Raw genomic sequence first — 24087 nt, forward strand, 5'->3', positions numbered from 1 at the left:
CTTAACCTCGAAAGGTTAAGTTAAAATTACTAAGAGATGTAATCGAGATTTGACTCTGTCTTTTCGATGTTTTCCGAATTCTCGAGTAAAATATTTTGAGAACTAACTTCATTATAACTATCTGTTTCTGAATTTGGAGTTTCATAATAAGCTTTAATGTACGTACTTATAATGTCAAATACAAAAATAAAGAAAGATTGGACTTTAAACCAAACTGAAGGGTTTTCATTTAATGTTTCATTTTCTTTTGACATAATAGACCTATAATAAAAGTTATAACTCTATTATAAATCAATTTTGTTAAAAAATTAATATATTTTTATATAATTTTATTGAGAAGTTCATTTTTACTAAGACTAAACTCTGAATTTATCCATATACCTTCTAAGGTTTTTAATTTTAAACCTAATTCTTTTCCAGGCTTAAATCCATTATTAATTAGGTCATCAGCTTTGATTGGTAATTTAATATCTTTATCGAGCAGCTTTGTATATATAGAAAGGTCTTTTATTTTATGGAGGATATAATAGTCACAAGCATATTCTTTACCAAAATAATATATAACTTCATTAAAGTTTTTATGACTAATTTCAAAAAGTGTTTTTAAATAAATAGTTTCCTTTTTACTTAATTTAAAAGCATCAACAGTTTTCTCAATAAAATCATTATCATTATTAATAATAAAATATAATCTTCTAATGAAACTAAATGAAAGATTGTAACTTATTTCTTCATTAATGAGATATTCAAGTTCGCTAAAATTATCAGAAAATTGAAGATTAAAACTATTCAAAATATTATATTCTTTCATTAAATTTAAAGTTTCTAAGGCTTTCGGGCTAACTAATATTTTACTAAATTCTTCCTTTATTCTTTCTTTAGAAAGCTTGTTTAAATTAGAGGCAAGTTTTTTACAAGCTTCTAATGTTAAATCATCTAATTTATCCTGCCCGTAATAACTCCAAAATCTAAATAAACGTAAAATCCTTAAATAATCTTCTTTAATTCTTTCTTCTGCATTTCCAATAAATTTTATTTTTCTTTGTTCAATATCTTTAAGGCCTGAATGATAATCATATATGTACCCATTAAAATCCATATAAAGAGCATTTATTGTAAAATCCCTTCTATTACTATCTGCTTCCCAGGAAGTAGTATACTGAACTTTTGCATGTCGACCATTGCAAGCTTCATCTAATCTTAAAGTAGTAATTTCAAATGTTGATTTATTTATAATAGCAGTAACAGTACCATGGGATATGCCAGTAGTATAGTACGAGAGATTATTTTTTTTTAAAATATTAATAACTTCATCAGGGGAAAAAGAAGTTGCAAAATCATAATCCTTAACTTCTTTTTTGAGAAGAGCATTTCTTATACAACCACCAACAAACCTAAAATTATCATTATAATTTTTTAAAATATCTATAAGCTCTTTTAATTCTCTATTTTTTAAAAAATCTTTTATAATATTTTCAAATGTTTTTATGGGCTTCATATAATGTGTTTTCAAATGTTTCTCCTAAAATACCTAATGATATTTCAGGTTTTGTAAATATCCTTTCAAAGGTTTGATAAAGATCTACAAGTCTTATATTATCTATCTTTTTTAATAACTCTTCAATAGTTACAACTTTATTTTCTTTTAAATACTGATTTAGAAGAAAATTGGCGCGTGAGGTTATACTATCATATGCCATTTTCAAACTTGCAGTATATTGCTTTTTAGCTTTTTCTAATTCTTTATCTTGAATTTCACTCATACTTTTTATTACATTTATTATCCCATCATTTAATTGAGGAATTTTTTCATGAATAGTAGAAGCGCTTATGATTATAAGGCCTGTATCACTATAATTATAAGTATATGAGCCTATGGAATAGGCCAAAGCCTGCTTTTCTCTTATTTCCTGAAATAGTCGTGAAGACATTCCTCCACCAAGTATAATAGAAATAAGTTGGAGGTTATAATAATCTTCATCTAGTGATCCAACACCTTTATAACCAACAATATAATGAGACTGCTCTAATTCTCTTTTTAAACTTAAAAAACTAGGTGTAAAACTAGATTTAATAAAGCTCTTATCCTTTGGATTTGACGGCATTGAGGCAAAAAATTTATTTACAAGTTTAGGGGTGTTATATTTAGACAAATCGCCAGCTATCGAAATAATTACATTATCTGCTACGTAAAATTCATTCACAAATTTTAATAAATCTTCTTTATGAATATTATTAACTGTTTCAATAGTACCTAGAATATTGTGGCCTAATGGCTGATTTTTAAAAGTGCTTTCAAAAAATGAATCAAATAAAAATTCTTCCGGTTCATCAACATATTGAGCAATTTCTTGTAAAATAACTTGTCTTTCTTTTTCAATTTCTTCTAAAGGAAAAGTAGAATTAATCAAAATATCGCTAAGAATGTCTAATCCTAGTTCAAGATGTTCATTTAAAATTGTGAGAGTGTAAACAGTATTTTCTCTACCTGTAAAAGCATTAATATCTCCTCCAACAAGATCTACTTCTTCAACTATATCTTTAGAAGTTCTTCTAGAAGTTCCTTTAAAAAGCATATGTTCTAAAAAATGAGCTATACCTTTTTTTTCAACTGGCTCATATCTACTCCCAAATTTAAAACATATTCTTATCGCTAACGTATATGAATTAGGAATATGTTCAGTAAGAAGTACTATGCCGTTATCTAGAGTGTGTATTTTTTCATTTAAATTAATCATGTTATAAAATGTAACTTATTTATAGTTGAACAAGTAAATTATATCGTGCTACAAAAATTGAAATCATTTGCATCGGCATAATATAAATTAAAGTTGCTTTTTAGGGAAGTTTTATATGAATAGTTTAGAGAGAATTAAGAAAATTGTAAACGAAAATGGGATCGAATTAATAGAATTACGTTTTTCTAACTTAATTGGTAAATGGCATAATTTTACTTTTAGTAAAGATTTTCTAATAGAAATATTAGAGGAAGGAGTAACCTTTGATGGATCATCTATTCCTGGTTGGAAAAATATAAATAATTCCGACATGATAATGAAACCAGATTTAGAGACTGCTTTTATTGACCCCTTCACTTCCCATCCTACCCTTATTTTAATATGTGATATATATGAACCAGAAAAGAAAGAAGGGTATGAAAGAGATCCAAGAATAATTGCTAAAAAAGCAGAAAATTATTTAAGAAATACAGGGATTGCAGATACCGCATATTTCGGCCCTGAACCTGAATTTTTTATATTTGATGATGTAAGATTTGATGTAAAACAATATAATTCCTTTTTTAGTGTAAATAGTGAAGAACTTCCAATTAACAGCGGCACAGTTAATACACGTGGGAATAGTGGTTATAGATGTCAACCAAAGAGTGGATATTTACTATCAAGCCCAAATGATATATATAGCGAACTTCGTACTGAGATGATGAGCCAATTAAAAAGCGTAGGTATTACTCCTAATCTTCATCATCATGAAGTTTCTCCATCTCAATCAGAAATAGGGTTTAAGTTCGGAACAATTTTAGAAGCAGCGGATAATGTCCAAAAATTAAAATATGTAGTTCATAATGTTGCAAATTCATATGGTAAAAGCGTTACTTTTATGCCAAAACCTATTTATGGTGAAAATGGTTCAGGTATGCATGTGCATCAGTCACTATGGTTAAAAGACAAACCATTATTTGATGGTAAAGAATATGCAAATCTTTCCAAAATGGCTCTTTATTATATGGGTGGAATAATTAAACATGGTAAAGCATTAAATGCCTTTACTAACCCTTCTACAAATAGTTATAAAAGATTAGTTCCAGGTTATGAAGCGCCGGTGTCACTTGTTTATTCTGCATGTAATAGATCAGCAGCTATAAGAATTCCTTACACAAGCTCAGCTAAAGCTAGGAGAATTGAAACTAGGTTCCCAGATCCTATGTCTAATCCATATTTATGTTTTGCCGCAATGCTTATGGCAGGAATTGATGGAATAATAAATAAAATCGAACCAGGTGAAGCTGTTGAACAAAATTTATATGAAATGTCTAAGGAAAAATTAAAAAGAATTCCTAGCCTTGCAAAATCCCTTGATGATGCTTTAGTTTCATTAGAAAAAGATACAGCATTTTTAACTAAAAATGAGGTGTTTTCAGAAGGGTTTATCGCAAATTATATAAAACTTAAAAAACAAGAAGTTGAAAAAATAAACATGCTTCCTCATCCTGCTGAATTTGAAATGTATTATTAGTTTAAATTTAATGCTAAATAAGCAACTTATAGTTTGTCATAAAGTAGATGGGAGAAAATTATGTTCGTAGTTTTGCTAAAATATATTAAGCCAATTGAAGAGATAGATAAATTTCTTATAGAGCATAGAACATGGTTAAAAGATGGATATGAAAAGAATTATTTTCTAGCATCGGGTCCTAAACTACCAAGAAACGGCGGTGTAATAATTTCGTTAGTGAAAGATAAAGAGGAGCTTAAAAAAATTTTAGCAGAAGATCCATTTTATAAAGAAAAACTTGCAGAATATGAAATTATAGAATTTGAACCAGTTTTATATAATCAGGTTTTAAAAAATTTAATTTAAAAGAAAAGGTAGAAGCAGAAAACCTCTACCTTAAAAATTACTTACATAGCTTTGTTTAAATTTTCGTTTGCAAAATCCCAATTTACTAAATGCTCTAAGAAAATATTTAAGTAATCAGGTCTTCTGTTTTGGAAATCTAAATAATAAGCATGTTCCCAAACGTCAGCTGTTATTAGTGCTATTTGTCCTTTTGTCATTGGAAGATCAGCATTAGCAGTTTTTGTTACTTTAAGCTTACCGTCAGTATCAACAACTAACCATGCCCAGCCACTACCAAATTGAGTAGCTCCTGCTTGTTTAAATTCAGCCGCAAAATTTTCAAAACTACCAAAATCACTATTAATTTTATCAGCAATTTTACCACTTGGTTTTCCACCACCATTTTGTTTCATAGAATGCCAGTAGAATGAATGGTTCCAAATCTGTGCTGCATTATTAAAAATACCAACTAATTCGCTTTTGCCAGCAGATTTTAAAATAATTTCTTCAAGTGTTAAATTTTCAAAATCACTTTTATCTTTAACTAAGCCATTTAAATTAGTTACATAGGCATTGTGATGTTTACCATGATGAAAACTAAAAGTATTAGAACTTAAGTGAGGTTCTAAGGCAGTTGGTGCATAAGGTAATTCCGGTAAAATGAAAGGTGCAGATTTTTGGTTAGCTTTTTCATTACCAATTTTGTTTAAATCCATAATATTCTCCAGTATTTAATTTATTAGCACTTTATAAAATCGATTTTTTAGTTTTAACATAAAACATAAATTTATGTAATAATTTTTGAAATTATTTTATTAAAAACCTTGGGAAAGAATATTAGTATTATTTTCTGTAAAATTAGCTCTCATGGAATTAGTATTTACAAGCGATATATCATTAATGTAATCAGATAAACTATTTATAATCTGCAAATCACCTGGAGATAAAAATTGAAATTTGTCTTCAATAATTTTAATTAATTTTTTTAAATGATCTAACGTAGAATTTTTATCATTATTAGTAAGCCACTCAGCTAAAATTATAATTTTTTTAGGGATTATACTGCTTGTTAATTCATTATAATCTTTACGTTTTTCTAACCCTTCATGAGATTTTAATACAAAATATAAAAAAGCAACGAAGCTTTCAGGGGTTATAACTAAAGGCGAAACTTCATTACAAACACTTTCAATTACACTTAAGTGATTGCATCTGATAAAAGAAGAAAAGAAATTTTCTAAATATTTTTTATCGGATTCTGGTTCAGGAAGTTCTAAATCTTTCCTTTTCCACAGTAATTTAAAAACCCTAGAATGATCGAAGCTTTCTGTGATAGGTCGTTTTCCATGTAACCCAGAAACGTTTATATCAATATCACTTCTCGATAATAAAAGTTTTACAACTTCTTCATAACCATTTCTACAAGCATCTATCAAAGCATTATACTTATCTTTACGCTTAGTTGAATTTAAATTTATATTTTCAAACTGAAGTAATAATTCTAAACAATTTATACTTTTAAAATTACAAGCAAGTTCTAAAAGAGTATAATTTGAGAATTTGAAAAAAAAATCATCTGAAATTTTATAGGTGTAGTTTACATTTCTTTTAGTAAGTAACTTACTTAATTCTTCTGCATTATCTGTTAAAGTATAATAAAGCAAATCCTTGTTATGTTGTTTTTGGGCAGCTTTATTTAAAGGAGATTGTAATCTAGCAATAAATATTCCTAATAACCATTCTTTATGAATATCACGTTCTTTAGCTAATTTAAAAATTTCTTCTCTTGATAATGCCATTTTACCCTCCAAGTCTTTGATAATTAAAGAATTATTTTATAATTGGAGTAATTATATTTTACAATTGTAAAAAAGGCGCTTAATGGATTAAATGACAAAGAAAATAACAGAAAATGTAAGGTTTTCAAGTGATTGAAAACCTTAACAAAAAGTCTTTGAAAATTAGTTTAATATTTGTCTAGAAAAAACCTTTCATTTTATTAAAAAATGATTCCGATTTAGGATTAGATTCTTTTTTAGATTCCTGATCAAATTCTTCTAATAATTCTTTTTGTCTTTTAGTAATGTTCACTGGAATTTCTACATTAATGCTAACAATCATATCACCACGATTTTTAGATTTTAAATGATGCATCCCCTTGCCTTTTAATCTTAATTTATCACCATGTTGAGTACCGGCTGGAATATTTACTTTTGCAAGTGAACCCTCAATAGTTGGAACATCAATTGATCCACCCATTACTGCGGTTACCATCTTTAAAGGTACTGTACAATAAATATTTGCTCCTTCACGATGAAAGAAAGCGTGGTCCTTTATATGAACAAATATATATAAATCTCCAGGAACGCCTCCTCTTACACCGGCCTCACCTTCACCTGATACTCTAATTCTCGTGCCTTCCTCAACTCCTGCAGGAATATCGACATTAAGTGTTTTTTCTCTCTGAACTCTACCCTCGCCATGACATTTTTTACATGGGTCTTTAATAGATTTTCCTGAACCATGACAAGTATGACATGTTCTTTCAATAGTAAAGAAACCTTGAGAAGCTCTTACTGTCCCATAACCTTGACATGTTGGGCAATTATGGGCTGAACTTTTACTTTCGCTGCCGGTAGTATTACACGGCTCACAAGGAGCATAGGTTTTAAATTTAATAGTTTCTTTTTTACCATTAAAGGCATCTTCTAAAGTAACCTGAAGATTATATCTTAAATCAGATCCTCTTTGATGGCTTTGAGCTCTATTACCGCCACCTCGGTTATTACCGCCCATGAATTCGCCAAAAATATCACCGAAAATATCAGCAAAACCACTATTAGAAAAGTCAAAACCTTCAGCGCCGCTAAAGCCGCCACCTCCACCGCCAAATCCGCCACCTTGACCAAAGGCGTTGTGGCCGAACCTGTCATAAGCTGCGCGTTTTTGATCATCTTTTAAAACATCATACGCTTCATTGATTTCTTTAAATTTTTCTTCTGCCTCTTTGTTGCCAGGATTTTTGTCAGGGTGATATTGCATTGCAAGCTTACGATAAGCTTTTTTTATTTCATCCTGAGATGCGGTTTTACCTATACTTAATACTTCGTAATAATCTCGTTTTGCCATTGTTATTTATCTCATTGAAAAATGGGAAAGATGCAATATACACTTTCCCACAAAAAATTCGAGTAAATTAATTTACTTATTATCGTCTTGTTTTACTTCCTCATATTCAGCATCAACAACTTTTTCATCTGCATTATTATTTGTTGATGAATTGTCTGCTGAAGCTCCTTCAGAAGTAGCACTGCTATCTTGAGATTGTTTATACATATGCTCACCAATTTTCATAGAGCTTTGCATTAATTTCTCGGTTGCAGCTTTAATTTTTTCTGCATCTTCAGAATTAAGAACATCTTTTAATTCTTTAATGTCAGCTTCTACTTGTGATTTTACATCCGAAGGAATGCTTGCTTCATTTTCCTTTAAAACTTTTTCAGTTGAATAAATTAAGCTATCAGCATGGTTTTTAGCTTCAATCCCTTCTTTACGTTTTTTATCTTCCGCTGCATTCATTTCAGCATCTTTAACCATTTGCTGAATGTCAGTTTCAGATAAACCACCAGAAGCTTGAATTTTAATTTGTTGCTCTTTACCAGTTGCTTTATCTTTCGCTGATACTTTTACGATACCGTTAGCATCAATATCAAAAGTTACTTCAATTTGTGGCATTCCACGTGGAGCTGGAGCAATGCCTTCTAAGTTAAATTGCCCTAATATTTTATTTTGTGCAGCAAGTTCTCTTTCGCCTTGGAATACACGAATAGTAACCGCAGTTTGGTTATCATCAGCAGTAGAGAAAACCTGACTTTTTGTTGTTGGAATTGTTGTATTTCTATCAATAAGTCTAGTAAATACGCCACCAAGTGTTTCAATACCAAGTGAAAGTGGGGTAACGTCTAATAATAATAAGTCTTTTACATCACCTTGAAGTACACCAGCTTGAATCGCAGCACCAATTGCCACAACTTCATCAGGGTTTACACCACGATGTGGCTCACGACCAAAGAATTCTTTTACTTTATCAATAACTTTAGGCATTCTTGTCATACCACCAACAAGTACAACTTCATCAATTTGCGATGTAGAAAGGCCTGCATCTTTTAATGCATTTCTGCAAGGGTCAATTGTTCTACTAATTAAATCTTCTACTAAAGCTTCTAATTTAGAGCGGCTAAGTTTTAAATTCAAATGTTTAGGACCACTTGCATCAGCTGTAATATATGGAAGGTTAACATCAGTCTCTACTGTACTTGAAAGTTCAATTTTAGCTTTTTCAGCAGCTTCTTTTAATCTTTGAAGTGCAAGCGGATCTTTTTTAAGATCGATACCATTATCTTTTTTGAATTCGTCAGCTAAGAATTCTACTATTCTCATATCGAAATCTTCACCACCAAGGAATGTGTCACCATTAGTAGATTTAACTTCAAATACCCCATCCCCAATTTCAAGGATAGATACGTCAAAAGTACCACCACCAAGGTCATAAACAGCGATAGTTTTATTACCACCTTTATCAAAGCCGTAAGCAAGCGCTGCTGCAGTTGGTTCATTTATAATTCTTAAAACTTCAAGACCGGCAATACGACCTGCATCTTTGGTAGCCTGACGTTGAGCGTCATTAAAGTAAGCAGGAACAGTAATAACTGCTTTTGTTACAGTTTCACCTAAATAATTTTCAGCAGTTTCTTTCATTTTTTGTAATGTGAAAGCACTAATTTGGCTTGGAGAATATTTTTCACCCTTAATTTCTACCCATGCATCCCCATTATCTGAAGGCCCAATTTTATATGGTACTAATTCTTGATCTTTCTTTGTAATTGGATCATCAAATCTACGCCCAATAAGCCTTTTTACTGCAAATACAGTATTTTTTGGGTTAGTAACAGCTTGTCTTTTTGCTGTTTCACCTACTAATCTTTCACCAGATTCAGTAAAAGCAACAATAGAAGGGGTTGTTCTTCTACCTTCAACGTTTTCAAGTACTTTTGGGTTTTTACCATCTAAAATAGCCACACATGAATTAGTGGTACCAAGGTCAATACCTATAATTTTGCTCATAAGTTTTTCTCTATTATTAAGGTTAATATTTATTGCTTATTTGTATATATAGGTATTGGTAGTTTAAATACAAGTCTTGAAATAATAAATTATATGTTTGTTCTAAAAATTATATGTAAAAACAGTAACTTCGTATTTAATAAAAGAATAAAACATCTAAGTTTTTTACTTCTATTAAGTATTATATATTAATTATTGTCTAACTTTTCAAACACTTCTTTAGCTGCAGTTATAGCATTTAATGCTACAGGAAAGCCACCATATCCAGAGGTATGAATAAATATATCAATGAGTTCTTCTCTAGAAATCTCTAAATTTAAAGCCACTTTTATATGGTATTCTAATTGAGGCTTGGCAAATCCAAGCATGGCAAGACATGTTAAAGTTATAATTTGTTTTGTTTTTAAATCCAAACCGTCGCGCGCGTACAAAGAACCAAAAATATATTCATGTATATACTCCGCCATATCAGGAGAAAATTTACCCATATTATTTAATATATTATCTGATCCATTGGGTGATAGCTTATCTAGAATGCTTTTACCTTTCTGAAACTTCTCACTTTTCATTACATAACTCATTATATATTTATTTATATGGAGGACAGTTAAACCCTTTTGGTGATGAGGTAAAAATTTCTACTCCATTACTTGTTACTCCTACACTATGTTCAAACTGCGCTGAAAGAGATTTATCTCTCGTTCTTGCAGTCCAGCCGTCACGAGCATCTACAATAGTATCAGGTTTCCCTGCATTTATCATAGGTTCAACTGTAAAAAACATGCCTTCTTCAAGTGTCATGCCCTTACCTCTTTGACCAAAATGTAGAATGTTTGGAGCATCGTGAAATATTTGCCCTATACCATGTCCGCAAAAATCTCTAACCACTGAGAATCCAAAACCTTCGGCATAAGACTGAATAGCATAACCAATATCTCCTAGAGTTGCCCCTGGACGGACTTGTTCAATTCCTCTCATCATAGCTTCATAGGTAATTTCAGTTAATCTTTGAGCTTTTATAGAAGGTTTACCAACATAATACATTCTACTTGTATCTCCATGCCAGCCATTAATAATAACTGTCACATCAATATTTACTATATCGCCATCTTTAAGAGGTTTGTCGTCAGGTATACCATGACATACAACATGATTAATAGAAGTACAGATAGATTTTGGAAAATTCATAATAGTACCTTTATAATTTAAAGGTGCAGGAATAGCATTATGCTCTACAATATAATTATGACATAGGTCATTTAACTCATTTGTAGTAACGCCTGGTTTAACATAATCTGTTATCATATCTAAAACTTCAGCAGCTAATTTACCTGCTTTTCTCATATTTTCAAAATCTTCTGGTTTATGAATTTTTACTTTCATGTTTTTCCTTGTGTTTTTAAAAAAATTTAATAAAATCGCCGTTTATATAGCTTTTGTTAATAATATTAAATTTTATATGGGAAGTAAAATGCAAAAACAATTTAAAGCTGCAGTAATAATAATAGGGAATGAAATTTTATCAGGAAAGATAGCTGATAAAAACGTTCAATTCCTAGCTAGTGAGTTAAATAATAAAGGAATTAGGCTTGCAGAAGTAAGAATGATTATGGATATCGAAGAAGATATCGTTAATACAGTAAATGAATTAAGAAAAAAATATGATTATGTATTTACTACAGGTGGTATTGGCCCAACTCATGATGATATTACAGCAGCTTCAATGGCAAAAGCATTCGGTAGAAAATTAATTTTAGATCCAAGAGCATATGAGTGCTTAAAGCGCCAATATGCAGAAGATCAAATAAATGAAGCTAGAATTAGAATGGCTTATTTACCTGAAAATAGTGAACTTATTGCAAACCCAATTACACATGCTCCTGGTTTCCAAGTTGAAAATGTATATGTAATGGCTGGAGTGCCAAGAATTGCTCATGCAATGTTTGATAGCCTTAAAGAAAATTTAGAAGGTGGTGAAATTATTGAAGCGACTAACGTTAGTACATACTTAACCGAAGGGATCTTCGCAATTGAACTTGCTAAAATTCAATCTAAATATTCGGATGTAGAAATAGGAAGTTATCCTTTTGTTGCAGAAGGTAAATATGGAACAAGCTTAGTTTCAAGAAGCGCGAATAAGGATAATCTTGAAGCGGCTACTAATGATATTGTTAATATGATCAAACACTTCGGTGGTGAGCTTATTGAAATTGATGAAGAGGAAAAGCAGTAATGGAAATAAAGAGGATTTTATCTGGTATTACTACGAGTGGTAGATTGCATTTAGGAAATTATTTAGGTGCTATACGTCACTGGTTAAAATTACAAGATAAAGCCCAAAATTTTCTATTTCTTGCAGATTTGCATGCAATAACTACTTCCCAAAAACCTGATGAATTGCATGCAAATATTCTTGATACTGTAATAGTTTATCTAGCCTGTGGGTTAGATCCTAAGAAATCTACTATTTTTGCTCAATCATCAGTCTATCCTCATGCAGAACTTGCTTGGTTATTTAGCTGTGTTGCAAGAATGGGTTGGTTAAACCGGATGACACAATTTAAAGAAAAGTCTGGAAAGAATAAAGAACAAGCCTTTTTAGGGCTTTATAGTTACCCAGTTCTTCAAGCTGCTGATATATTGTTATATCAACCTACACACGTACCTGTTGGCGAAGATCAAAAACAACATATAGAACTGGCAAGAGACATAGCTCAATCATTTAACAGCTCCTATGGAAACTTATTTACTATGCCTGAACCGTTAATATTAGGAGAGGCAACTAGGGTTATGAGTTTACGTGATGGGACGAAGAAAATGAGTAAATCAGATATTTCTGATTATGCGAGAATAAATTTAGATGATGATTCTGACACTATAAAATTAAAAATTCAAAAGGCTAAATCTGATAGTGACGCTATAAGTGCTGAAAATCTTGAAAATAGACCTGAATTAAATAATTTAGTTATTATATATTCTGCTTTAGCTGATTTAACTAAAGATAATGTTATTAATAAATTTAGCGGTAAGGGTTTTTCTGAGCTAAAAAAAGAACTTGCTGAACTTATGATTTCTAAAATTGATCCTATAAGTCAAGAAATACAAAGATTACGTAATGATAAAGCTTTTGTAATTAAAATATTACAAGAAGGTAAGGAAAGGGCTTTAGAGACAGCAGAGCCTACGTTAAAAAAAGCCAAAGAATTAATGGGTTTTATTAATTTCTAAATTTATTTTACTGAATAATGCCTGGTCAATAGCGGGAAAGAAATCAAACCATATTTCAAACGCCTTAGCAGCTTGATATATTAAAAGAGTTTTGCCATTTATAATGTTTCTTCCTAAATCTTTGCATGCCTTTTCTAAGGGAGTTAGGTTATTTGTGTAAGCTGCATCTATAAAAAGAGTGTTTTTATTTGAAGCTCTAACATCTTCTACTAATTTTAAATAATTTATATTATTAATAGGCGTTGCATTAATTATTAAATCGTAAGATTCAGCGCTAAAATTTTCTATAATTTCGAGTTTATTATTATAAAATTTTTTCAGTAAGACAGCTTTTTCGATGTTTCTGTTAATAACATGAATTACATTACTAGGGTTTTTTAAAAGCACATTAATAACGCTTTTGGAATAACCACCTGCACCCAATATTAAAACCTTGTTATAAGTTTGAGAATACTCATTTAATAAATGATTAAAGGCAAAGCAATCGGTATTATATCCAAAAAGTTCACTGTTGATAATTTTTACAGTATTTACCGCTTCAGACTCAGAAGCTTCTATAGATAAATTTTTACAATATTGTTTAATTTTTTCTTTAAATGGCATAGTAATATTGAAGCCATTGTAATCCTTATTTTCTTTAATTGAATAAATAAACTCTTCAAGAATATTTGGCGAAATTCGATTCTTAGTGTAAAATGAATTAATATTATATTTTTGGTACCAATAATGATGAATAATAGGGGATAAAGAAAATTCTAATGGATAACCTATTATACAATATTTTAAAGTAGTTTGAATCATAAAGAAAAAATTATATGTTAAATAAGTATAAAGATATTTCGCTGTCAAAATTCGTATTTATACTTGTAAAAGAATTTAAATGGCAATTTGCTATAATGCAACTAGGAATGTTGTCATGGGCGTTTCAAGAATCATTATTTCCATACCTTATTAAAAGAATTACCCAAATAATCACCGATGAAAATGTTAATAAACAAAATATTTTTTTAGATAATAAGCAATTTTTTATTACAGCGCTTATGATCTATATATTAATTGAATGTGGTTTTAGATTGCATGAATATGTTGCCCTAACTTTTTATCCAAAATTGAGACAAAGAATAAGAGAATTAATGCTAAATTATACGTTAGATCACTCTCATGAATTCTTTGCAAATAATTATTCGGGAACCATTGGTAACAAAATCGCTCGTTTAGCTGAAGGAGTGCAAGACATTTGTGAAAAAGTTATTTCAGTTTTCACACCAATTATAGTTGCCCTTTTAATTTCAATTATATTGATTGTCCAAGAAAATTTATATTTAGGATTACTTATAATTGCATGGTTTGTAGTGCATTTTCTAATTTTATTAAATTATACAAAAAGATGTGAATATTATTCAAGTTTGCATTCAGATGAAGTTACTAAATTAAATGGTAAAATAATTGATATATTAAATAACATTGCAAATGTAAGATTATTTGCTAGAAATAAGTTTGAAATAAAAAGTTTGATGGATTTTAATAAAATAGAAATTAATGCTTCTAAAAGATCTGGTTTTGTTGATTTTAAACTGAATATTTCTTTAGCCATAAATACAACAATTTTCATTATTTGTATGGTAACTGGTAGCATTTATTCATGGAAGGAAGGTTTAATTGAACTACCGGTATTAGTACTATGTATGTCATCACTTTATGTAATTTCATTAGTATGGTGGCTTGGATATAATTTAATAAATTTTTATAATCAAGTAGGGCAGTGTGATGAAGCTTTAGGATTACTTAGAATCCAACATCAAATCCAACAAGCGAAAGACGCAAAACCATTAATTATTAGAGAAGGTAAGGTAGAGTTTAATAACGTTAAATTCACTTTCAAAAAAAACAGAAGCATATTTAAGAATTTAAATGTAATCATAAATGGAAATCAAAAAATAGGGTTGGTTGGGTTGTCTGGTTCTGGTAAATCTACTTTTGCAAACCTTGTATTAAGATTATTTGATATAGATCAAGGAAAAATATTAATTGATGATCAAAATATTTATGATGTTACAATAGATTCATTAAGAGAAGCTATAGCATTTATTCCTCAAGATTTATCATTATTCCATAGAACCGTTATGGAAAATATAAGATATGGAAATATAAATGCTTCTGATGACGAAGTAATAGAAGCTGCTAAAAAGGCCCAAGCTCACGATTTTATAATGAATTTATCAGAGGGTTATGAAACTCAAGTAGGTGAAAGAGGAATAAAATTATCAGGTGGCCAGCGTCAAAGAATTGCAATCGCAAGAGCTGTATTAAAAAATTCTAAAATTATTATTATGGATGAAGCTACAAGTGCACTTGACACAATAACTGAGCATGCCATTCAGACAGAACTTTATCGTAATATTACCGATAAAACTTTAATTGTCATTGCACATCGTTTATCAACTCTTTTAGATATGGATAGAATATTGGTATTTAAAAATGGCGAAATAGTTGAAGATGGTAGCCATAAAGACCTTTTAATTAAAAAGGGGTATTATCATGAACTTTGGAAGAAACAATCAAAATAAAGTTATAAAATATAATAGTTTGCTTTATGTAATTTTATTTTCATTATTTATAATCAATATTGTAGTAACCATAATTTATAAGCTTAATATACTTACATTAATTATAATTTGGGGTACTATATTATGTTTTATAATATTAATTAAATTAAATAAAAATTAGGTTATAATTCTCCCCAATTTTTTCCTATGCTTAAATTTGCTTCAAGTGGAATGCTTAACTTAACAACATTTTCCATTATATTTTTTAATGATATAGCAATTTTTTCTGCTTCTTCCGGCGGAGATTCAAATATAAGCTCATCATGTACTTGTAATAATAATTTTGTTTTATAATTTGAAAGGAAATTATCAGCCTCTGTCATTGCAAGCTTAATGATATCTGCAGCACTTCCTTGAATAGGTGCGTTAATTGTAAGCCTTTCTGCAAAGCTTCTTATCATTCCATTATTGCTATTTATATCATTTATATAACATCTTCTTCCCATTAAGGTTGTAACATAACCTGTACTTCGAGCAAAATTATGAACATGATCGATATATTCTTTTATACCATTATAAGCTAAAAGATATTTATCGATAATCTCTTTAGCTTCATTTTTAGCAATCATTAAACGTTGCGCAAGTCCAAAAGGTGTAATACCATAAATAATACTATAATTAACTGTTTTAGCTTTTCTCCTTAAATCTTCAGTAACCTCATTTAAAGGTACGCCAAATACTTGGCTTGCAGTTATATTATGAATATCTTCATTATGCTTAAAGGCTTCTTTTAATTCTTTAATATCAGCAATATGAGCAATTAACCTAAGTTCAATTTGAGAATAATCAAGTGATATTAAAGAATTATTGGCTTCTGCTATAAAAGCTTTACGAATTTTTTGGCCTTCTTTTGTTTTTATAGGAATGTTTTGTAAATTTGGTTTACTAGAACTAAGTCTACCAGTAATTGTTGTAACTTGTGAATAAGTAGTATGTAGTCTACCATCTTCTTCAACAAGGTTAAGTAAAGGATCAGTATAAGTTGAAGTTAATTTAGAAAATTGTCGCCATTCAATAACTTTTTTCGCAATTTCATAACCTTGCCAGCTTAAAGCTTCTAATACTTCATTATCAGTTGAGTAATTACCGCTTTTAGTTTTTTTAGCGCCTGGAAGTTGCATTTTATCAAATAATATTTCACCAAGTTGTTTTGGAGATCCGATATTAAATGCTGCATTACATTCAGCAAAAATTTGGTTTTCAAGATTTTGTAATTCACTAGCAAATTCTTGTTTAGCTTCTAGAATTTTTTCTTTAGAAAGTTTAATTCCCAATTTTTCCATTTTAGCTAATAAATTTATTACAGGTTTTTCAACCTTATGATATAAATTTAGGGACTTAATCTCTAATAGTTTACTATTTAAAACTTCAAATAATTTGAATAGGTATTTAACTTTTATATTATCAGTTAATTGTGGTGCATCTTCCATAAGATGTTTTTGAATAATTAAAGATAAATTATCAGGAATAAAACTTGAATCAACTACATATGACATGATTTGTAGATCATCAAACGAATTAATAATATAATTTTTTAATAAATTCTTTATTCCAAAAGAAATTTTATTAATGGAAGAATCTAATAATAAGTTATTAACAGAAGACTTCAGAGGGAAGGTAGTTGTAATATATTCGCCAGATTTTAATCCAAGTAACAGGGTTTCTTCATCAACAGGATATATTACAAGAATATTACTATGATTAGCAAGCTCACAGAATTTATCTAGATTATCCATTCTAAGGTCAATATCTTCAAAATTCCCATTTTTAATTCGTTTATAGTTACCATTATCATTAGATTTAAATAAATCTTCTGCTCTTGAAATTAATTTTCTAAATTCATTTCTCTCTAAAAAATTTCTTAAATTTTCTAAATCAACTTTTTTAATTATTAAATCATCTATCTTTGAAATAATTGGTACATTTTCATCTAAGCGGACCAATTCATATGAAAGTTTAGCATTTTCAATATTATTCAATAAATTTTCTTTTTGTTTTTTTGCTGTTATTTTATCTGTATTTAATAGTAATTCATTAAGGGAGCCAAATCTTCCAATTAAATCTTCAGCTCCTTTTGGGCCAATCCCTTTAACTCCAGGTATATTATCAGAGGCATCACCAATAAGTGCTAAAACATCTCTTACTTTTATTGGTTCAACGCCAAATTTTTCTTTAACCTCTTTCTCAGAAATAATTCTATATTTTAAAGGGTCAAACATAATTACGTTTTTAGTAACAAGTTGCATTAAATCTTTATCTGAAGAAACGATAGTAACTTTAAAATCTTCTTTTTCAGCATTTTTTGCAAGTGTTGCTATAATATCATCTGCTTCATAACCGTGTAATTCCAGGCTTGGTATATTAAAAGCTTGAGCAGCTTGCCTTACTAATGGAAATTGTTTTATTAAATCTTCCGGAACATCAGGACGATGAGCTTTATAACTTGGATATAATTCGTGCCTAAAATTTTTTCCTCCACTGTCAAAAACAACTGCTATATGCGAACAATGTGTGTCACTAATAAGCTTCATTAACATTTGAGTAAAACCGAATACCGCACCTACTACTAAACCATCTTTTCTTGAAAGAGGAGGAAGAGAATGGAATGCTCTAAATACGAAGCCATAACCATCAATTAACACGAGATGATTCATAAAAACTTACCAAGTTATTGATTTGAAAATATTTTTAATTTTATAACTTCGCAGTCTATATAATTTTTATTAAATAAGAAATAAAATATTGCTTCATTTCTGTATATAGTATAAGTTGATTCACACTTTATTAATTTATAAATAAGATTTTGCTTTTATGGAGAAATTATAAATGGCTATTGAAAGAACTTTATCAATTATTAAACCTGATGCAACTAAAAGAAATTTAACTGGGAAAATTAACCAAGTTTTTGAAAGTAATGGTTTAAAAATAGTTGCTCAAAAACGTATTACTTTAAGTAAGAAAGTAGCAGAAGGTTTTTATGCTGAACATAAAGCCAGACCATTTTTTAATGATTTGGTAAATTTTATGATTTCAGGACCTGTAGTACTTCAAGTTCTTGAAGGTGAAAATGCAGTTGCATTAAATAGAAAATTAATGGGTGCTACTAACCCTGCACAGGCAGAAGAAGGTACAATTCGTAAACTTTTTGCTGAAAGTATCGAGGCAAATTCTGTACATGGTTCTGATGCTTTAGAATCAGCTAAAAGAGAAATTTCATATTTCTTTGCAGAAATTGAAATTGATAATTAATATCCGTAAAACTAGAGCGTAAAATATTTACGTTCTAGTTTTTTCCAAAAAATATGCAAGTTTTGTATATTGTTCTATAGATAAGTCTTCCGCCCGCTCAGTTCCTGTTAAATTACATTCTTTTAAAATTGATGCTTCATAAAGATTTAAGGTGGTTAGAGCTTTTTTAATTTGTTTTCGTCTTTGATTAAACATAATAAAGCATAAATATTCCATTGTTTTAAAATTACCCGTAAAAAGAGGGACATCTCTTCTTTGTAATTTTATTACACTTGAAGTAACTTTAGGTGCAGGGAAAAATGCTTTTGGACTTATTTCAAATAAAATTTGCGTTTTATAATAATTTTGTGAAATTATGCTTAATCTTCCGTAAGCTTTTGAGTTAGGCTTTGCATTAATACGTTCAGCAACTTCTTTTTGAAACATCAAAGTCATTGATTTTATGTATTTATGTGCCTCTAATCCTTGAATTAAAATATCAGTAGCTACATTATAAGGCAAATTAGCTAAAATTCTAAATTCTTTACCTTCAAATATTTCTTCAAATTTTATTTTTCTGGCATCATTATTAATTATAAAAATATTATTTAAATCTAATGTATGTTTTATATTTTCAATAGCCTTTACACATCTTTCGTCAGGCTCAATAACTTTTAAAATTTGAGGGTCATTTTTTAAGATAGATCTTGTAAGGCCTCCAGGACCTGGGCCAATTTCTAATATTAATTCATTTGTTATTAATTCACTTTTGGCAATTTTATCTGTAAGATTTTGGTCAAATAAAAAATTTTGCCCCAGTTTTTTTACCGGGGCAATATCAAAGCTTGTAACAATATCTTTAACCGAGGGTAATTTGGAAATATCCATAAAATACCTTGTAAAATTTTACGCTATATTATGCGTCTGAAAGTATTTTTACAAGATTATTTATTGCAGATTTAAAACCCTTATTATCAATTTTCATGAAATTTCTAGCAACTTCAATACACATTCTTTGACCTTCGTCGCTTAGTACTTCTTCTTTTTCCATATCATCTAGATCATCAAAGAAGTAAACTACTTGTACGTTTAAAGCTTCAGCCATATCGTAAAGTCTACTTGCTGAAATTCTGTTTAAACCATTTTCATATTTTTGAAGTTGTTGTTGTGTAATATCGATTTGTTCAGCTAATTCTTGACGTGACATACCTAAAAATATGCGCCTAGATTTTATTTTTTTACCTATTTTACGGTCAAGTTGCTGTAATTTAGTGCTTTTCCTTGGCATGATTCTTCCTATTTAATAATGTATATAAAAATTGTATATATATAAAATATTACTATAACATAATTTTAACATAAAGTTAATATTAAGTTAACAGATATGACGAGTATTTACAATTTATATACTAAGTGACCCCTATTGTAAAGAGTTTTAATAATAAAAATTGAATTGTATGAACACTAAAGAAATTATAAATAAATTATTGGTAGAAAATTTAAGATGTGAAGTTATAGAAATTTCCGATGAAACTGAGTCGCACATAGGTCACAGTGGTTACATACCCGGAGTAAGTTCACATTTTTCAGTAAAAGTAATAAGTTATACCTTTGAAAATAAAAGCAAAATTGAAAGGCATAAAATGATTTATGGTATATTAAAAGAATTATTAACTAATAATTCTATACATGCTCTAAAATTACAGCTTTATTCACCTACAGAAGTTACTGATTATTAGTAAATTAAAGCTCTTCATCTCTGAGTCGTACCCAGGCGCCTTGAATAGCTTCTAATATCTTTTCATTACAACGGTTAGGATCGTCATAAAAATCCTCTAATTCAGTAACCCATTTGCGTAAGGTAGTAAACCTTAGGGTCATAATATCGGCGTCAGGGTAAGTTTCTTCAAGCGCTTCAGCTATTTCTTCTATATCTGTCCAACAAAGTTGCATAACTATCCTCAAATGTTATTAAACAGGTGAATTAACTATATTTATTTTACTTAACTTGCAAGCATTTAAATTAAATATTTGCTAATTTATATTAAATTTAATTGTAACTTGATAAGAAGAATATGCAATTAATTGTTAAGATAAAATTTTATTATTTTATCTTTTTCAAATGGAGTATTATGAATTTTAGCACACATAATAAGACCAAATCCAAACATTACGGTAACCATTATAGTTCCACCATATGATAAAAGTGGGAGAGGAACGCCAACAACTGGTACCAACTCCATCACCATAGCAATGTTAATAAAGACATGTAAAAAGAACATGGTTATAGCGCCCATGCTCATTAGAGATCCAAAAAAGTTTTGGCAATTAAGAGAAATGCGGTAGGAGTATAATATTATAAATGAATATAAAATTAAAACGGTAATGCCTCCAAGTAATCCTAATTCTTCAGATACCATAGCAAAAATAAAATCTGTTTGATGTTCTGGTAAAAAACTTAATTGGGTTTGAGAACCATGTAGTAATCCTTTACCAAATAATCCTCCAGACCCTATGGCAATTTTAGATTGAATAATATTATATCCTGACCCTAAACGGTCGCTACCAGGATTCATAAATATTATAATTCTTTGTTTTTGATAATCATGCATAGAATTCCAAGCAATGGGGGCGGCAATTAGAGCTAAGAGTAATACTGCTCCAAATTTCCACATAGCAACACCGGCTGCAAAAAAAATTGCTCCGCCAATAGCTAATAATATCGATGCTGTTCCAAGATCAGGTTGTTTTAAAATTAAAGCACATGGTACAAGAACTAATAATACAGGGGGTATAACAAATGCAATTTTTCTTATATTGTTAATATGAAGGTTATGAAAATACCTCGATAAAGCAAGGACAAGAGTAATTTTCATAAGTTCAGACGGCTGAAGTTTGATAATACCAAGATTAAGCCAGCGAGTTGCTCCCATGGCTGTGTGACCCATAACTTCGGTTAATATAACTAAACCTAGACTTAATCCATAAAAAATATAAGCAAATCTATACCAAAAAACTATATTAGTAAGTGCAATCGCAATTAAAAGCCCAACACCAAAGAGAAAATGTATAGATTGTTTAATGGCCCAAGGATGTAAGCTTCCTTGAGCAGCAGAATACATTAATAATAAGCCTATAAATGAAACTAAAGATATTACCAATAATAATCTAAAATCGAGATCACATAATTTAGCGATTAAAGAATTATTTTTGTAATTAAATTTCATTAACTTGCTTCTACTAAAACTTCTTCCTTAAAGATTGATTTCGATTTTTTAACCGATTCCGATCTTAATTGACCACATGCAGCTAAAATATCTCTGCCTCTAGGTGTCCGAACCGGAGATATATAACCTGCTTCCTCTATGATTTCAGCAAATTTTTGAATCCTTGTCCAGGGAGAACATTTATAAATTGAACCAGGCCATGGATTAAATGGTATTAAATTCACTTTTGATGGTATACCTTTGATAAGCCTTAAAAGTTCTTTAGCGTCCATATCACTATCATTTACACCATCAAGCATTACGTATTCAAAGGTAATTTTTTTAGTATTACTAACCTCAGGATATTTTCTACAGGCGGTAAGTAATTCCTTTATAGGGTATTTTTTATTTAAAGGGACAATTTCATCTCTTAATTTATCATTTACAGCATGTAAAGAAATAGCCAAGTTAACTCCAAGGTCCTTTCCACATTGTTCAATTAAAGGCACTACACCTGAAGTAGACAAAGTAATTTTTTTACGAGAAATAGCTATTCCTTCATTATCCATAATGATTTTAAGAGCTTTTGAAACATTCTCGAAATTAAATAAAGGCTCTCCCATTCCCATCATAACAATATTAGAAAGAAGTCTAGGTTCCTGAGTAGAAGGCCACTGTTCCATTTGATCGCGAGCAGTCATTACTTGAGCAACAATATCGTAACTTGTTAAATTTCTAACTAATTTTTGGGTACCGGTATGGCAAAATTTACATGTTAACGTGCAACCAACTTGTGAAGAAATGCAAAGAGTACCTCTATCGGTTTCAGGTATATAAACTGTCTCAGCTTCTTGTTTATCTTGATACTCAATAAGCCATTTTCTAGTTCCATCAAAAGATGTAAGGTCTTTTTTAATTAAAGGCTTTTCAATTGTATAAGTATTTTCAAGCTTTTCTATAAGGTCTTTGCTTATATTACGCATTTCATGAAAAGATTTTACACCTTTATTGTAAAGCCAATGAAACAATTGGTTGGCTCTAAAAGCTTTTTCCCCAATATTTTCCATTTCTAATTTTAATTCATCACGGCTAAGGCCTATAAGCTGTTTTTTCATGGTAAATATAATATACTAATTTTTATGGAATTTTATGTATAGGGTTTTAAAGTAGGTCTATTTTACTCGAAAAAAGCCATTTTGTCTATACAAGTCTTTCAACCCTTTCATGATCAGACGTAGAGATATTATTAAATCCTCTAAAATCTATTTCTGGAAATGAGGCACTAGTATAATAATCATATTTTTTATCATCAATGTTTCTGGTTACGAATAAGCCAAAAAATGCTTCTAATATTGTATTATTAATTAAATTTCGAGCATATAGCATACAACTACATGTAACTAAAGATATATTAGAGACGATAAAAAAGCTTAAAGCCCTATATAAACCATATTTTATAGAAAGATACATCGAAAGAAGACAAAAACTAAGCTCTAATCCGGCTAAAATATAAGTTATATGATTAGTTATTAAATCTTTTATTGAAGTTTTTTTCTTTTGTTTAGGGCGTCTAACATCATGTTGTATTTCGGATTGAGTATAATTTGTAATTGAATTTTCATTAGTTAAACTTTTCTTTATTATTTCTTCTAAATCTGTTTTCTTTAATTTCTCATTATATAAAGATTGAAGAGAAGGAGAAAAAATACAATCCAAAAAAATATTCGATTGATGAGAAAGGATTTGAAGATCTTCTTCATAAAATTCACTAAAATCAACATTTTGAAAAATTAGTTTTTCAAAAATTACATTCCGTTGTACTTTTTTCCAAATATCGGATTGAAGTTTATTACCATCTCCTTTAATTAAAACATAAGTAAATTGTTGTTTGTCTGGTTTTGGTAAGAGCTTTTTATTAAGCCATTGTTTTTGTTCTTCTAATATAAAATTAATATTTATCATACCACGACTATTATCTGGTATTTTTTTATTCGATTCGGTTAATAAATTAATAAAAGTAATTAGATTAAGTTGAAATTTAATATATAATTTAGTATTAGTAGCGTGAGGTTGGTTTATAGAAGAGTCACTCTTTTTACTCATAATTTAATTTTTCA

At 29.4% G+C, this 24087-nt stretch carries 24 protein-coding genes; 7 read left to right on the forward strand and 17 right to left on the reverse strand.

What is annotated here, in order from left to right:
• Positions 1–29: 29 nt before the first annotated feature.
• From J0H68_06575 to J0H68_06585, 3 genes are all read right to left on the reverse strand, one after another.
• Positions 30–254 (reverse strand): hypothetical protein, encoded by a 225-nt coding sequence (locus J0H68_06575; GenBank protein ID MBN8828354.1) that lies wholly within the window; start codon positions 252–254, stop codon positions 30–32.
• Between the two features lie 65 nt (positions 255–319).
• Positions 320–1513 (reverse strand): CCA tRNA nucleotidyltransferase, encoded by a 1194-nt coding sequence (locus tag J0H68_06580; GenBank protein MBN8828355.1) that lies wholly within the window; start codon positions 1511–1513, stop codon positions 320–322.
• Positions 1476–2738, reverse strand: coding sequence for an insulinase family protein (locus J0H68_06585; GenBank protein MBN8828356.1), 1263 nt, complete (start codon positions 2736–2738; stop codon positions 1476–1478). Before J0H68_06585 ends, J0H68_06580 begins: the two co-directional genes overlap by 38 nt.
• Positions 2739–2853: 115 nt before the next feature.
• Here J0H68_06585 and glnA point away from each other — a divergent pair, with 115 nt between their 5' ends.
• The gene (gene glnA, locus J0H68_06590) at positions 2854–4254 is read left to right on the forward strand and encodes a type I glutamate--ammonia ligase (protein MBN8828357.1); all 1401 of its coding nucleotides are present in this window, start codon (positions 2854–2856) and stop codon (positions 4252–4254) included.
• Positions 4255–4314: 60 nt separating this feature from the next.
• A complete protein-coding gene (locus J0H68_06595) occupies positions 4315–4599 on the forward strand; it encodes a GTP cyclohydrolase (protein ID MBN8828358.1) in 285 nt (94 codons plus the stop codon).
• 41 nt (positions 4600–4640) lie between these two features.
• On the opposite strand, the gene J0H68_06600 is transcribed toward J0H68_06595, so the two are convergent.
• The 6 genes from J0H68_06600 to map form a co-directional block, all read right to left on the reverse strand.
• Positions 4641–5294: a superoxide dismutase gene (locus tag J0H68_06600; protein ID MBN8828359.1), complete on the reverse strand. Its 654-nt coding sequence runs from the start codon at positions 5292–5294 to the stop codon at positions 4641–4643.
• Between the two features lie 99 nt (positions 5295–5393).
• A complete protein-coding gene (locus J0H68_06605) occupies positions 5394–6377 on the reverse strand; it encodes an ankyrin repeat domain-containing protein (GenBank protein MBN8828360.1) in 984 nt (327 codons plus the stop codon).
• Between the two features lie 178 nt (positions 6378–6555).
• A complete protein-coding gene (dnaJ, locus tag J0H68_06610) occupies positions 6556–7707 on the reverse strand; it encodes a molecular chaperone DnaJ (GenBank protein ID MBN8828361.1) in 1152 nt (383 codons plus the stop codon).
• Positions 7708–7779: 72 nt separating this feature from the next.
• Positions 7780–9702 carry a molecular chaperone DnaK gene (gene dnaK / locus J0H68_06615; protein ID MBN8828362.1) on the reverse strand — a complete coding sequence of 641 codons (1923 nt, stop codon included), beginning with the start codon at positions 9700–9702 and terminating at the stop codon, positions 7780–7782.
• A 188-nt stretch (positions 9703–9890) separates the two neighbouring features.
• The gene (locus J0H68_06620; GenBank protein ID MBN8828363.1) at positions 9891–10271 is read right to left on the reverse strand and encodes a carboxymuconolactone decarboxylase family protein; all 381 of its coding nucleotides are present in this window, start codon (positions 10269–10271) and stop codon (positions 9891–9893) included.
• 19 nt (positions 10272–10290) lie between these two features.
• Positions 10291–11085 (reverse strand): type I methionyl aminopeptidase, encoded by a 795-nt coding sequence (gene map / locus J0H68_06625; GenBank protein ID MBN8828364.1) that lies wholly within the window; start codon positions 11083–11085, stop codon positions 10291–10293.
• A gap of 88 nt (positions 11086–11173) precedes the next feature.
• On the opposite strand from map, the gene J0H68_06630 reads away from it, so the two are divergent.
• Together J0H68_06630 and trpS are read left to right on the forward strand one after the other, a co-directional pair.
• On the forward strand, positions 11174–11935 hold the full coding sequence (locus J0H68_06630) for a competence/damage-inducible protein A (protein ID MBN8828365.1): 762 nt from the start codon (positions 11174–11176) through the stop codon (positions 11933–11935).
• Positions 11935–12930: a tryptophan--tRNA ligase gene (trpS, locus tag J0H68_06635; GenBank protein MBN8828366.1), complete on the forward strand. Its 996-nt coding sequence runs from the start codon at positions 11935–11937 to the stop codon at positions 12928–12930. Before J0H68_06630 ends, trpS begins: the two co-directional genes overlap by 1 nt.
• Here the strand turns inward: trpS and J0H68_06640 are convergent.
• Positions 12907–13731 carry a shikimate dehydrogenase gene (locus J0H68_06640; protein MBN8828367.1) on the reverse strand — a complete coding sequence of 275 codons (825 nt, stop codon included), beginning with the start codon at positions 13729–13731 and terminating at the stop codon, positions 12907–12909. The two genes, trpS and J0H68_06640, sit on opposite strands and share 24 nt — an antisense overlap.
• Positions 13732–13745: 14 nt before the next feature.
• On the opposite strand from J0H68_06640, the gene J0H68_06645 reads away from it, so the two are divergent.
• Positions 13746–15497: an ABC transporter ATP-binding protein gene (locus tag J0H68_06645; GenBank protein ID MBN8828368.1), complete on the forward strand. Its 1752-nt coding sequence runs from the start codon at positions 13746–13748 to the stop codon at positions 15495–15497.
• A 161-nt stretch (positions 15498–15658) separates the two neighbouring features.
• Here the strand turns inward: J0H68_06645 and polA are convergent, their stop codons facing one another.
• Complete coding sequence (polA, locus tag J0H68_06650; protein ID MBN8828369.1) at positions 15659–18190, reverse strand: DNA polymerase I; 2532 nt, start codon at positions 18188–18190, stop codon at positions 15659–15661.
• A gap of 172 nt (positions 18191–18362) precedes the next feature.
• Here polA and ndk point away from each other — a divergent pair, with 172 nt between their 5' ends.
• Positions 18363–18785: a nucleoside-diphosphate kinase gene (ndk, locus tag J0H68_06655; GenBank protein ID MBN8828370.1), complete on the forward strand. Its 423-nt coding sequence runs from the start codon at positions 18363–18365 to the stop codon at positions 18783–18785.
• A 27-nt stretch (positions 18786–18812) separates the two neighbouring features.
• Here ndk and rsmA read toward each other — a convergent pair whose 3' ends face one another.
• Both rsmA and J0H68_06665 read right to left on the reverse strand, forming a co-directional pair.
• Positions 18813–19652, reverse strand: coding sequence for a ribosomal RNA small subunit methyltransferase A (gene rsmA, locus J0H68_06660; protein ID MBN8828371.1), 840 nt, complete (start codon positions 19650–19652; stop codon positions 18813–18815).
• A gap of 28 nt (positions 19653–19680) precedes the next feature.
• The gene (locus J0H68_06665) at positions 19681–20052 is read right to left on the reverse strand and encodes a helix-turn-helix transcriptional regulator (GenBank protein MBN8828372.1); all 372 of its coding nucleotides are present in this window, start codon (positions 20050–20052) and stop codon (positions 19681–19683) included.
• A gap of 169 nt (positions 20053–20221) precedes the next feature.
• Between J0H68_06665 and J0H68_06670 the strand changes: the two genes are divergently transcribed.
• On the forward strand, positions 20222–20503 hold the full coding sequence (locus tag J0H68_06670; GenBank protein MBN8828373.1) for a BolA family transcriptional regulator: 282 nt from the start codon (positions 20222–20224) through the stop codon (positions 20501–20503).
• A gap of 4 nt (positions 20504–20507) precedes the next feature.
• Here the strand turns inward: J0H68_06670 and iscX are convergent, their stop codons facing one another.
• The 4 genes from iscX to J0H68_06690 all read right to left on the reverse strand — a co-directional run bounded on the left by iscX (position 20508) and on the right by J0H68_06690 (position 24073).
• Positions 20508–20717 (reverse strand): Fe-S cluster assembly protein IscX, encoded by a 210-nt coding sequence (gene iscX / locus J0H68_06675; protein ID MBN8828374.1) that lies wholly within the window; start codon positions 20715–20717, stop codon positions 20508–20510.
• Positions 20718–20845: 128 nt separating this feature from the next.
• Entirely contained in the window at positions 20846–21991 is a 1146-nt protein-coding gene (gene rodA / locus J0H68_06680) for a rod shape-determining protein RodA (GenBank protein ID MBN8828375.1), read from the reverse strand.
• The gene (rlmN, locus tag J0H68_06685; protein ID MBN8828376.1) at positions 21991–23085 is read right to left on the reverse strand and encodes a 23S rRNA (adenine(2503)-C(2))-methyltransferase RlmN; all 1095 of its coding nucleotides are present in this window, start codon (positions 23083–23085) and stop codon (positions 21991–21993) included. Before rlmN ends, rodA begins: the two co-directional genes overlap by 1 nt.
• 85 nt (positions 23086–23170) lie before the next feature.
• A complete protein-coding gene (locus tag J0H68_06690) occupies positions 23171–24073 on the reverse strand; it encodes a hypothetical protein (GenBank protein MBN8828377.1) in 903 nt (300 codons plus the stop codon).
• Positions 24074–24087: the final 14 nt, after the last annotated feature.

It is taken from the genome of Sphingobacteriia bacterium (assembly GCA_017304685.1).
Lineage (GTDB): Bacteria > Pseudomonadota > Alphaproteobacteria > Rickettsiales > 33-17 > JAFKLR01.

Excerpts from the sequence above, each read along its gene's own strand:
- J0H68_06575 (MBN8828354.1), bottom strand. The coding sequence starts at position 254 with ATGTCAAAAGAAAATGAAACATTAAATGAAAACCCTTCAGTTTGGTTT.
- J0H68_06585 (MBN8828356.1), bottom strand. The coding sequence starts at position 2,738 with ATGATTAATTTAAATGAAAAAATACACACTCTAGATAACGGCATAGTA.
- glnA (MBN8828357.1), top strand. The coding sequence starts at position 2,854 with ATGAATAGTTTAGAGAGAATTAAGAAAATTGTAAACGAAAATGGGATC.
- J0H68_06595 (MBN8828358.1), top strand. The coding sequence starts at position 4,315 with ATGTTCGTAGTTTTGCTAAAATATATTAAGCCAATTGAAGAGATAGAT.
- J0H68_06600 (MBN8828359.1), bottom strand. The coding sequence starts at position 5,294 with ATGGATTTAAACAAAATTGGTAATGAAAAAGCTAACCAAAAATCTGCA.
- J0H68_06605 (MBN8828360.1), bottom strand. The coding sequence starts at position 6,377 with ATGGCATTATCAAGAGAAGAAATTTTTAAATTAGCTAAAGAACGTGAT.
- dnaJ (MBN8828361.1), bottom strand. The coding sequence starts at position 7,707 with ATGGCAAAACGAGATTATTACGAAGTATTAAGTATAGGTAAAACCGCA.
- dnaK (MBN8828362.1), bottom strand. The coding sequence starts at position 9,702 with ATGAGCAAAATTATAGGTATTGACCTTGGTACCACTAATTCATGTGTG.
- J0H68_06620 (MBN8828363.1), bottom strand. The coding sequence starts at position 10,271 with ATGAAAAGTGAGAAGTTTCAGAAAGGTAAAAGCATTCTAGATAAGCTA.
- map (MBN8828364.1), bottom strand. The coding sequence starts at position 11,085 with ATGAAAGTAAAAATTCATAAACCAGAAGATTTTGAAAATATGAGAAAA.
- J0H68_06630 (MBN8828365.1), top strand. The coding sequence starts at position 11,174 with ATGCAAAAACAATTTAAAGCTGCAGTAATAATAATAGGGAATGAAATT.
- trpS (MBN8828366.1), top strand. The coding sequence starts at position 11,935 with ATGGAAATAAAGAGGATTTTATCTGGTATTACTACGAGTGGTAGATTG.
- J0H68_06640 (MBN8828367.1), bottom strand. The coding sequence starts at position 13,731 with ATGATTCAAACTACTTTAAAATATTGTATAATAGGTTATCCATTAGAA.
- J0H68_06645 (MBN8828368.1), top strand. The coding sequence starts at position 13,746 with ATGTTAAATAAGTATAAAGATATTTCGCTGTCAAAATTCGTATTTATA.
- polA (MBN8828369.1), bottom strand. The coding sequence starts at position 18,190 with ATGAATCATCTCGTGTTAATTGATGGTTATGGCTTCGTATTTAGAGCA.
- ndk (MBN8828370.1), top strand. The coding sequence starts at position 18,363 with ATGGCTATTGAAAGAACTTTATCAATTATTAAACCTGATGCAACTAAA.
- rsmA (MBN8828371.1), bottom strand. The coding sequence starts at position 19,652 with ATGGATATTTCCAAATTACCCTCGGTTAAAGATATTGTTACAAGCTTT.
- J0H68_06665 (MBN8828372.1), bottom strand. The coding sequence starts at position 20,052 with ATGCCAAGGAAAAGCACTAAATTACAGCAACTTGACCGTAAAATAGGT.
- J0H68_06670 (MBN8828373.1), top strand. The coding sequence starts at position 20,222 with ATGAACACTAAAGAAATTATAAATAAATTATTGGTAGAAAATTTAAGA.
- iscX (MBN8828374.1), bottom strand. The coding sequence starts at position 20,717 with ATGCAACTTTGTTGGACAGATATAGAAGAAATAGCTGAAGCGCTTGAA.
- rodA (MBN8828375.1), bottom strand. The coding sequence starts at position 21,991 with ATGAAATTTAATTACAAAAATAATTCTTTAATCGCTAAATTATGTGAT.
- rlmN (MBN8828376.1), bottom strand. The coding sequence starts at position 23,085 with ATGAAAAAACAGCTTATAGGCCTTAGCCGTGATGAATTAAAATTAGAA.
- J0H68_06690 (MBN8828377.1), bottom strand. The coding sequence starts at position 24,073 with ATGAGTAAAAAGAGTGACTCTTCTATAAACCAACCTCACGCTACTAAT.